Here is a 9,731-nt window from a genome sequence, read left to right as displayed (position 1 = left end):
TCCCGTTCGAGCACCACGGCGGCCACGCCGAGCACGTCGATCAGCCCACCGGCCTCGTACGTACCCCCCCCCCCCCCCCCCCCGACCCCCCCCCACCCCCCCCCCCCCCCCCCCCCCCCCTCCCCCCCCCCCCCCCCCCGTTCGCGGAAAGAGGACCGGACGCGACCGGCGTCAGCCGGACGAACGGCCGCTCAGCTTCTTCAGCCCCGACATCTGCAGGAACGCGAACGCGGCCACGACCACGGCCTGCACCGGGGTCCACACGGTGCCCACGGTGTTGGGGTCGACCCAGCCGAACGCCAGCGCCGCCACGCTGGCCACCGCCCACAGCAGGTTGCCCTCGATGACCAGCTTGGTGGCGAAGGACGAGGGCACCGGACGGGAGGCCACCAGCGCCACGAGGAGGCCGTAGACCGTGAGGAAGGCGCCGATGCCGCGCAGGAAGCCGGTCGACAGGTCCAGCAGGTCGCCGACCGGACCGGCGCCGAGCAGGTAGATCAGCCCGTTGCCGGTGGTGATCACGGCGTCGAGGGCGAGGAACACGCGCAGCGGCTTGGCCGCGGAGGCGGAACCGAGGTCCGTGCGCTGCGCCGCGGTCTGGTAGGTCGTCATGAGAGCTCTCCTGTGAGTCCGTTGAACACGGGGGAGGGTGCGCCCGGGGGCGTACGGGTCCGGGCGCGGACATCTCCCCGAGCGTGGCAGCAGCCGCTGACAGCGCGCTTACACGCGAGCACCCTCGCGGTACGAAAACGGAATCCGGGGGGCGGTGCCGGGACGCCGGCGGATGACAGCGTGGAGTCAGCCTCCTGTCAGCGGCCCCTGGCAGAGTCATGGGTGTCGGAAGGAGCGGCCCGGAGGAAACCGGACGCCGGCCCCCGGCGAGGAGAGGTACCCGAAGCGGCCCAACGGGGTCCGGGCACACGCCCGGTCGGGTCTTCACGGCCCGCGCAGGTTCGAATCCTGCCCTCTCCGCACGACCGCAACGAGGAGGAGTACGCCCGACATGGCAGACCGAGCCACCGGCACGGCCCCCACCAGGGCCCTGATCGTCGCGAACCCCGCCTCCGGCAGCCACAGCCCGCGGCTGGTACGGGAGATCGCCGACCTGTGCGGAGCCCACCTGGAATCCACCGAGACCTATCTGACCACCGGCCCCGGCGACGCCACCGAGGTGGCGCGCGCGGCGGCCGGCGGCGCGGGCACGGCCCCCGACCTGATCGTCGCGGTCGGCGGCGACGGCACCGTGCGCGAAGTGGTGCAGGGTCTCGTCCTCCCCGGCGGGCACGCGGCCTCCCTGGCCATCGTGCCCGGCGGCACCGGCAACTCCGCCTACCGCATGCTCTGGGACGACTGCCCCTGGCAGGACGCCCTCAAGGCGGTCCTCACCGACAGCGGCCCCGGCGGCACCGCCCGCGCCCACCGCCTCGACGTCGCCCTGCTGCGCGAGACGGGCAACGCGGTCTTCCTGGGCTCCTGCAGCGGCGTGATCGCCGACGCCCTGATCACGGCCCGGGACGTCCCGCTCACCGGACGCGCCCGCTACGTCAAGGCGTTCGCCGACACCGCCGCCGCGTACCCCCCGTACCCGGGCCGGGTCACCGTCGACGGCCGTGTCGTCCACGAGGGCCCCACGGTCCTGGCCAACGTCGGCGGCGGCCCCTACCGGGGCGGCACCTACCGCGTCCTGCCCGAGTCGCGGCTGGACGACGGGCTGCTCGACGTCTGCGTCATCGGCGGTGACGTCCCCGCGTCCCAGGTCCCCGAACTCACCCGGACCGCCGCCCACATGCGGCACCCGGCCACGGTCTACGCGCGCGGCCGCACCGTCGTCGTCGAGCGGACCGACGGGCAGCGACTGCCCCTGGAGCACGACGGCGAGTACCAGCAGGGCATCGGCACCACCGCGACCTTCGAGGTCCGCGCGGGAGCCCTGTCCGTCTGGGCCCCGGCCGAACTGCCCTGACCGAGCCGCCTGACCGGCCGGTCCGGGCCCGCCCGGGCCGGCCGCCCACCCAGACTTGGCGCCACCGGCGTCAATATTTCGGAAAAACGATACGAAGTTGGAGTCAGCATGAGCGACCTCACCGGTCTCGCCACCCGCTACCTGGCCGCCTGGAACGAGACGGACGCCGAGAAGCGCGCGAAGGCCGTCGCGGAGCTGTTCACCGAGGACGCTCCCTACACCGACCCGCTGGCCGCCGTCACCGGTCACGAGGGCATCGCCGCGGTCTTCGCGGGCGCCCAGGAGCAGTTCAAGGGCCTGCTCTTCGAGCTGCACGGCACCGTGGACGCGCACCACAACCTGGCCCGCTTCCAGTGGGCCCTGGTCACCGAGCCCGGCGCCGAGCCCATCGCGATCGGCTTCGACGTGATCGAGACCGCCGAGGACGGCCGCATCAAGGGCGTCTACGGCTTCCTCGACAAGGTCCCGGCCGCCTGATCGAGCACCGGGTCACCCCGGTGGGGGAGCGGTGGGCACCCGCCCGCCGCTCCCCGCCCCCGTTTCCCCCGCACCTCTCGTACCTCTCCTCGTACCTCTCCTCGTACCTCCTCCGACAAGGGGCGTGTCAGCCATGGTGGATGTCCTCGGCCCCGACCTCGTGCGGGCCCTGTGCGAGGAGTGGGCGGTCCCACCGGACGCGCGCCCGGTCCCGTACGCCCCGAGCCGCGCCGACCACCCCGGCACGGCGCGCACCCCCTTGCAGCGGCTGTCCCGCTGGGCCGCCGCCCTCCACCCGGACGACATCCCCTGCCGGGTGCTGAAACTGGCCGCCAGCCAGGTGCTGTCGCAGGTCGCCTCCATCCGGGCCGGCCTGGAGCACCCGCTGGGCCGCCAGCTCATCTCCGCGTTCGGCCACCCCGTGCAGAGCGATCCCAAGAACGCCGCCGGGGTCCTCGCCGCCCTGGGCTCCTGGCTCAACCTCGACGACACCGCCTACGCGGGCCACCTGTCCAACTCCACCGTCGCGGTGCCGCTCGCCTTCGCCTACGCCCGCCGCCTCGACGGGCTGTCGCTGCTGACCGCCGTCGTGGCCGCCAACGAGTGCGCGGCCCGCCTGACGGCCGCCGCCACCCTGGGCCCGCTGCGCGGGCAGAGCGCGGTCCACACCCATCTCGCCGGCGCCGTCGCGGGCCGGCTGCACGCCGAGCGGGCCCCGGCCGCGCTGTGGGAGAACGCCTTCGGCCTCGCCTTCGCCATGCCCAACTGGCCGCTGATGCGCGCCTTCCTGGCCAGCGACGCGCGGCTGTTCAACACCTTCACCCCGGTGCGCACGGCCATGGACGCCTGTGACGCGGCCGAGGCCGGGCTGCGCGGCGCGCCGGACATCATGGAGCACCAGGACGGCTTCCTGGCCCGCTTCTCCACCGTGCCGCTGCCCGATGTGATCACGGAGGGCCTCGGCCGGCGCTGGCACACCGAGACCCTGTCGTTCAAGATGCACCCGGGCGGCCCGGGCATCGACGCGGCCGTGGACTGCGCCGCGGACATCCACCGGGTGCTGGGCTCGCTCCACCCGGACGACGTCGAGGAGATCGTCGTCGAGGCCTCGCTGTACACCCTGTTCGCGGGGAAGCGCGCGGCGACGTATGTGACGGGCCCGGGATCGCCGCTGGGCGCGCTCGTCCTCGACATCCCCTACCCGGTGGCGACGACGCTGCTGACGGGGCACTTCGGGGTGGAGGACTTCTCCTCGCCGCGGGTGGACGAGCGGCGGCGCTGGCAGCTGGCCGGACGGGTGCGGCTGGAGCACGACGAGCACATGACCCGGGAGCTCTTCCGCTCCGAGGCGCCCTTCGGGGAGGCGGTCCGGGAGGCCGGCCCGCGGGCCACGCCGTGGCTGCGGGACTTCGGCGGCGACGCGCTGGTCGATCTGGTCGGCTCCGTGGAGAGGGAGGAACGCGACTTCTCCCGGTCCACGAAGGCCACCGGCGCGCGGGTCACCGTGCGGCTGAGGGACGGCCGGACCGTGACCCGGGAACGGCTCATCCCCCTCGGCGCCGCCGGCCCCGACACCCGTGCCCGGCACGGGCAGCTGGTGCGCGAGAAGTTCCTGGCGGTCGGCGGATCGCCCGAGGTCGCCGAATCCGTGGGGCGGTTGCACCGGATGAGGGCGCGGGGAGTACGCCGGTGGGTGGAGGCCGCGCTCATGGACTGAGCCGGCCGTCGGCGGGAGGTCAGTTCCGGCCGCGCAGCACGGTGTCGAGGATCTCGCGGGTGCGCTCGACGACGTCGGCGCGGTCGTCCAGCACCCAGGAGATGTGCTGGGCACCGAAGACCGCGGACCGCAGCACCCGGGCCAGGACATCGGGGCGGGTGCCCGCGGGGAGTTCGCCGTCCCGCTCGGCCTGCACCAGCAGCTCCTCGATCAGCTGCGTGAAGTGGACGTACGGCATCGGCATCTCGACGCCGATGTTCTGACGCTCGATCTGCAGCCGGGCGCCGGCCTGGGTGATGGGGTCCTCGCGGAAGGAGAGGGCGGCGAGCATGAGCAGGTCGTCGACCTTCTGCAGCGGCGTCCGGTCGGACTCCAGGGCGGGGCGCATGACCGTGGAGAGGAAGCGGTAGAACTCGTCGGTCACCGCGACGGCGAGCGCCTCCTTGCTCCCGAAGTGGAAGTAGACGGCACCCTTGGTCATGCCGGCCCGGTCGGCGATGTCGATGATCGTGACGTCGGGGAACCCCCGGTCGGCGAAGGCCTTCGCCGCCGCGTTGAGGATCACCCCGCGCGTGCGGACGGCGCGCTCCTGCTTCAACTGCGGTGCCCGGTCAGGCCCGGACACCGCCTTGCGCGAGAGTCGCTTGTGCCCGTTTCGCTGGTCGTTGTCGACCTTCATCTCATCTCTCCGTACTGTGCGGTGCTCATGGCTCTGGTGCTCTGTTGTGCTCCTGCTTCACTCTCGCCCCTTGTAATATACCTTCTCAAAGGTATATTTGTTCTGCAGCACCCCGGACTCGAACGTTAGTTCCACCAGTGTGGCTCGTTGATTTGGGTGGAGGGATCATGCAGCAGCGCTCAGTGGTACCGATGGATGGTGTCGGCCTCTATGCCGACCCGGACACCGGATCCGTCGGTACTCCCCAACTCACTTTCCTGCAGCCTATCTCCCGGCAGCTGGTCCATAGGGCGGCTGTCGCCGAGGTGTTCGTCACGGACGGAATCCGTGAGGACGACGGCGGTTTCGTGGTAGCGGCGCAGTGGCCCCGCGACCACGCGCTCTATCATCCGGACGGCAACGGCCTGGCCGACCCCCTCCTGTTCGCGGAGACGATTCGTCAGGCTGTTTTCTACCTGGCCCACGCCTGGTTCGGCATCCCCATGGGCTATCAATTCGTCGTCAGACACTTGAACATAGAGATCACGGAGCCCGCGTCGCTGCGCGTCGGCGGTGCTCCGCTGCCTGTCCTCCTGGAGGTCAGGTGGGCGTGGGACGGCAAGCGGCCCCGCCGGTACGGCATGTGTGTCGAGGTCGAGCTCGTGGTGGACGGCCGGGTGTGCGGCCGCGGCGATCTGAGAGGGTTCGCGGTGGACGCCAGAAGCTACTCCATGCTGCGCGAGCTGTCCAGGAGGCCCGGGCCCGACGAGGGTGCGGAGCAGCCACGCGGGCGCGGCACCGAACCACCCCACCGGGTGGGCCGGTTGCGCGACAAGGACTGCGTGGTGGCCCCGGATCCGGAGAGCGACGCGTGGCTGTTGCGTCCCGACCCGGACCACGCGGTCCTCTTCGACCACCCCACCGACCATCTGCCCCTCATGGCGATCCTGGAGGGTTTCCGTCAGCTCGGCCACCTCCTGGCCCACGAGGCCGGCGCCCCGGACGGCGACGGGAGGTACGTGCTCACCGGGGCCGCGACGGAGTGCCTGGCCTTCGCCGAGTGGGGCGAACCGGTGCGGCTGGTCGTGGAGGAGTACACGGTGGCGCCGGACGCCTCGGTGCGGATGCGGATCGCCGCCGTGCAGGGGGAGTCCCGGGTGGCCGCGACCACGCTCGAGTGGGCCCCGGCACCGGGCACGACCGTTCCCGGCACCGCGCGGCACGTCGTCTGCGAGGCCGGCCTCTGACGGCCGGTCCGACGGCCGGCGCACCGCCGGCCACCGGTGAACGGCCGTCCGTGCGGGGGCCGCTCAGCCCGACGCGGCCAGGGTCCGCGTCAGCATCCCCCACATGGTGTCCACCCGGTCGGCCGTGTCGTCGCGGCCGCTCGCGGTCGCCAGGTAGTGCGAGCCGAAGACAACGGACATCACCAGGTCGGTGACCGCCTGCGGCGGGAGCCCCGGGTCGAGGTGTCCCTCGTCCTGGATCTCGCGCACCAGCTGCCGGGTGCTGTTCAGGACGTCGTGGAAGGCGCGCGGGGGCTCGATGTCCGCGCGGGCGGTCTCGACCGCCAGCCGGAGGGCCGCCCGGGCCCGGACGTCCTTCTCGAAGAGCTCGGCCAGGGAACGGATCAGACGGCCGAGCCGGTCCAGCGCCGGGTCGCCGGACTGCCGGGCGTCCTCCAGCAGGACCCCGGTGGCGGAGTCCAGATGGCCGGCCATGACCGTGGCGAGCTCCTCCTTGGAGGAGAAGTGCCCGTAGACGGCGCCCTTCGTCAGGCCCGTGCGGTCGGCGACGTTCTGCAGATTGGTCCGGGCGTAGCCGTGTTCCGCGAATTCGTGCGCGGCCGCCTCCAGCACTTGGTCGTACGTACGTAGGGCGCGCGCCTGCCTGGCCACGGTGCGCCTCCTTCGAAGGGGTCGGGACGGATGGTTGTCGCACAGCAGAAGTGATCCAGGCACGGAACATACCTGCATGAAGGAATTATAGTTGTGATCCGAGGAGTCCACTACATGTTCCAACCGCAGCACGCACCGCGCCGGGCCGACGGGGCCGAAGCCCCGCTGCTCGCCGACGCGCTGGAGGCCACGGCCTCCGCGACCTGGAACGCGGCCGAGGCCGAGCGCGGCCGCCGGCTCGATCCGGACACGGTACGCGCCCTGACGGACGCGGGGTTCGCCCGGTACTTCGTACCCCGTGCTTGGGGCGGACGCGAGGGCACCTTCACCGAGCTGCTCGACGGTGTCGCCGCGGTGGCGGGCGGCGACGCCTCGGCCGCCTGGTGCGGGGCGCTGTGGGCCGCCCACGGCCGGTTCGCCGCCTTCCTGCCCGCCCAGGGGCAGCGCGACCTGTGGTCGCACACCCCGGACGTCCGCATCGGGGCCTCGGTGACCCCCTCCGGCACCGCCGTCCCGCTCGACGACGGCTGGCTGCTGAGCGGGGAGTGGGAGTGCGTCAGCGGAGTGGACCACGCCGACTGGGTGCTGCTCGCCGCGGTCACGGCGTCGGACACCGGACCCGTGCCCCGGCTGCTGGCCGTGCCCCGGGACGACTTCACCGTCCGCGACTCCTGGCACAGCACGGGACTGCGCGCCACCGGCAGCAACACCGTCGTCACCGACGCCGCGTACGTCCCCTCCCACCGCTCGCTGCTCCTCGCGGACCTGCTGCGGGGCGCGAGCGGACCGGGCCGGTCCCGCTGCCACACGGTGCCGGGCCACCTGGTCAGCGGCCTCATCTTCTGCGCCACCGCGCTCGGCGCCGCCGAGCGGGCGCTGGACGTCTGGTCGGCGTGGGCGGCGCGGACGATCGCCGCCGCCGGCGGAGCAGGGGGGAGCGAGCGGTCGCTGCACCGCACCCTCGCCCGTTCGGGCAGCGACATCGAAGCCGCCCGGCTCCTGCTGACGGCCGCCGCGGCGCGGGGGGACGCGGGACCTGTCACGGAGCGCACCGTCGCCCGCAACCAGCGCGACGCCGCGGCCGCCGCCGACCTCCTGGTCAAGGGCGTCGAACGGCTCTTCCGCACCGGCGGCATCCACGCCCGGGTGGACGGCGAGCTCCAGCGGTGCTGGAGGGACGTCCACACCGTCGCCGCCCACGGTGTGCTCAACACCGAAACCGCGGCCGCCGCGTACGCCGCGGCCGTCCTGTCCGAGTCCGGAACCGTCATGGAGGCATCCCTTGGAACGGCGTGAGCGTCTGGTCTTCTGCGACGTGGACGAGACCCTGATCACCTGCAAGAGCCCCATCGACTTCCTCCGGTTCTATCTGGCGGGCCGGTACGGGGCCGAGGGCACGTTACGGGCCCGGGAGCTGCTGGACGGACTGCTCGCCCGGGTGGCCGGCGGCCTGTCCCGGGAGGAGGCCAACCGCGCCTACTACCGCACCTGGCGGGGCGAGCCGGCCGCCGCGGTCGAGGAGGCGGCCCGCCGCTGGCTGGCCGAACGCGCCGGCGACGAGGACTTCTTCATCGCCGAGACCCTCGTCCGGCTGATCCGGCACCGCGCCGAGGGAGCGGTCCTCGCCCTGGTCTCCGGATCGATCCCGGCCCTGCTGGCGCCGCTGGCCGAGGCGGTCGGCGCCGCCCACGTGCTCGCCGCCCGCATGGAGCGCTGCGGCCCGGTCTTCACCGGGCGGCTGCTCGGCGAACCCGTCATCGGGGAGGGCAAGCGCACCGCGGTCCGGGAACTGCTGGCCCGCTACCCGCACATCGACCCGGCGGACTGCTTCGGCTACGGAGACCACATCTCCGACCTGCCGATGCTGCTGGAGGTCGGGCACCGCGTCGCGGTCGACGAGCTGTCCGGCCTGGGCCGGGCGCTGGCGGACGCGGAGCGGCCGGCCGGGGCCGGCGGCCGCTGACCGGCCGACCGCGCGAGCACGGCCGTACGGGCCCCCGGGGACGACACCCCCGGGGGCCCGTACGGCCGTCATCCCGTCATCCCGTCTTCCCGTCCGTCATCCCGTCATCCGGCCAGGAAGGCGCACAGGTCCGTGCCGAGCCGGTCGGCGTGGGTGGCGAAGAGGCCGTGCGCCGCGCCCTCGTAGGTCACGAACGTGCTGTCCGGCACCAGCTCGGCGGTCCGTACGCCGCACAGCCCGTAGGGGGCGGCCGCGTCGGCGTCGCCGTGGACGATCAGCGTGGGCACGTCGACCTTGGCGAGCTCGGCCCGCTGGTCCGTGGTGAACAGCGTGCGGTAGACCTCCACGTTGGCGCGGGGGGAGGAGTCCAGAGCCGTCCGCACCAGCCAGTCGGTCAGTTCCGGGGAGACGGTGTCACGCCCGTCGGCCCCGGCGCCGCCGAGGAACGCCGCCGTGCCGGCGGCCGTCCACGCGGGCCGGTCCCGTTCCAGCGCCGCCGCCATCTCCTCGAAGAGCGCGAGGTCGACGCCGTCGGGGTTGTCCTCGGCCCGCATCACGAACGGCGTCGTCGGGGAGACGAGCGCCAGCCGTGTGACGCGCTCCGAGCCATAGCGGGCCAGGTAGCGCACCGCCTCGCCGGCGCCCGCCGCGTAGCCGACCAGGGCCGCGTCGCGCAGGTCCAGCTGGTCGAGCAGGTCCGCGAGGTCACCGGCCAGCGTGTCGTAGTCGTAGCCCTCCCACGGCCAGTCCGACAGACCGCAGCCCCGCCGGTCGTAGGTGACGCAGCGCAGTCCGTGCCGGACGAGGCGGGGCGCCTGGAACTCCCACATCCGGGAGTTCAGCATCGCCGCGCCGAGCAGGACCACCGGCCGTCCGGTGCCCCAGTCGTTGTAGAAGAGGTGCGTTCCGTCCCGTGTGCTGACGAATGGCATGGCGGCCTCCGGGCCGTAGCAGGGGGTGACGGGCGCGGGGGGGGGGGGGGGGGGGGGGGGGGGGGGGGGGGGGGGGGGGGGGGGGGGGGGGGGGGGGGGGGGGGGGGGGGGGGGGGGGGGGGG

At 73.4% G+C, this 9,731-nt stretch carries 10 protein-coding genes and 1 tRNA gene; 7 read left to right on the top strand and 4 right to left on the bottom strand.

What is annotated here, in order from left to right:
- Window positions 1-171: 171 nt before the first annotated feature.
- Window positions 172-612 (bottom strand): hypothetical protein, encoded by a 441-nt coding sequence (locus AC07BS_RS33975; protein ID WP_478639651.1) that lies wholly within the window; start codon window positions 610-612, stop codon window positions 172-174.
- A gap of 270 nt (window positions 613-882) precedes the next feature.
- On the opposite strand from AC07BS_RS33975, the gene AC07BS_RS33970 reads away from it, so the two are divergent.
- From AC07BS_RS33970 to AC07BS_RS33955, 4 genes are all read left to right on the top strand, one after another.
- Window positions 883-972: transfer RNA gene (locus AC07BS_RS33970), tRNA-Cys, on the top strand.
- Window positions 973-1,003: 31 nt separating this feature from the next.
- Complete coding sequence (locus AC07BS_RS33965; protein WP_478639650.1) at window positions 1,004-1,963, top strand: diacylglycerol/lipid kinase family protein; 960 nt, start codon at window positions 1,004-1,006, stop codon at window positions 1,961-1,963.
- 108 nt (window positions 1,964-2,071) lie between these two features.
- Window positions 2,072-2,440: a nuclear transport factor 2 family protein gene (locus tag AC07BS_RS33960; protein ID WP_478639648.1), complete on the top strand. Its 369-nt coding sequence runs from the start codon at window positions 2,072-2,074 to the stop codon at window positions 2,438-2,440.
- 133 nt (window positions 2,441-2,573) lie between these two features.
- The gene (locus AC07BS_RS33955) at window positions 2,574-4,157 is read left to right on the top strand and encodes an MmgE/PrpD family protein (RefSeq protein WP_478639647.1); all 1,584 of its coding nucleotides are present in this window, start codon (window positions 2,574-2,576) and stop codon (window positions 4,155-4,157) included.
- 19 nt (window positions 4,158-4,176) lie between these two features.
- On the opposite strand, the gene AC07BS_RS33950 is transcribed toward AC07BS_RS33955, so the two are convergent.
- A complete protein-coding gene (locus AC07BS_RS33950) occupies window positions 4,177-4,836 on the bottom strand; it encodes a ScbR family autoregulator-binding transcription factor (RefSeq protein ID WP_478639644.1) in 660 nt (219 codons plus the stop codon).
- Window positions 4,837-5,003: 167 nt separating this feature from the next.
- Here AC07BS_RS33950 and AC07BS_RS33945 point away from each other — a divergent pair, with 167 nt between their 5' ends.
- The gene (locus AC07BS_RS33945) at window positions 5,004-6,062 is read left to right on the top strand and encodes a ScbA/BarX family gamma-butyrolactone biosynthesis protein (RefSeq protein ID WP_478935448.1); all 1,059 of its coding nucleotides are present in this window, start codon (window positions 5,004-5,006) and stop codon (window positions 6,060-6,062) included.
- Window positions 6,063-6,125: 63 nt separating this feature from the next.
- Here AC07BS_RS33945 and AC07BS_RS33940 read toward each other — a convergent pair whose 3' ends face one another.
- Window positions 6,126-6,713, bottom strand: a complete 588-nt coding sequence (locus AC07BS_RS33940) for a TetR family transcriptional regulator (RefSeq protein ID WP_478639643.1) — start codon at window positions 6,711-6,713, stop codon at window positions 6,126-6,128.
- Window positions 6,714-6,827: 114 nt separating this feature from the next.
- Between AC07BS_RS33940 and AC07BS_RS33935 the strand changes: the two genes are divergently transcribed.
- Window positions 6,828-8,009 carry an acyl-CoA dehydrogenase family protein gene (locus tag AC07BS_RS33935; RefSeq protein ID WP_478639641.1) on the top strand — a complete coding sequence of 394 codons (1,182 nt, stop codon included), beginning with the start codon at window positions 6,828-6,830 and terminating at the stop codon, window positions 8,007-8,009.
- Window positions 7,996-8,676 carry an HAD family hydrolase gene (locus AC07BS_RS33930; RefSeq protein ID WP_478639639.1) on the top strand — a complete coding sequence of 227 codons (681 nt, stop codon included), beginning with the start codon at window positions 7,996-7,998 and terminating at the stop codon, window positions 8,674-8,676. Before AC07BS_RS33935 ends, AC07BS_RS33930 begins: the two co-directional genes overlap by 14 nt.
- Window positions 8,677-8,780: 104 nt before the next feature.
- Here the strand turns inward: AC07BS_RS33930 and AC07BS_RS33925 are convergent, their stop codons facing one another.
- Window positions 8,781-9,608: an alpha/beta fold hydrolase gene (locus AC07BS_RS33925; protein WP_478935447.1), complete on the bottom strand. Its 828-nt coding sequence runs from the start codon at window positions 9,606-9,608 to the stop codon at window positions 8,781-8,783.
- Between the last annotated feature and the right edge of the window lie 123 nt (window positions 9,609-9,731).

The organism is Streptomyces sp. NPDC044063, from assembly GCF_056434285.1.
Note: the sequence above shows the minus strand (reverse complement) of the source record. Positions and strands in the feature narration are given on the sequence as shown.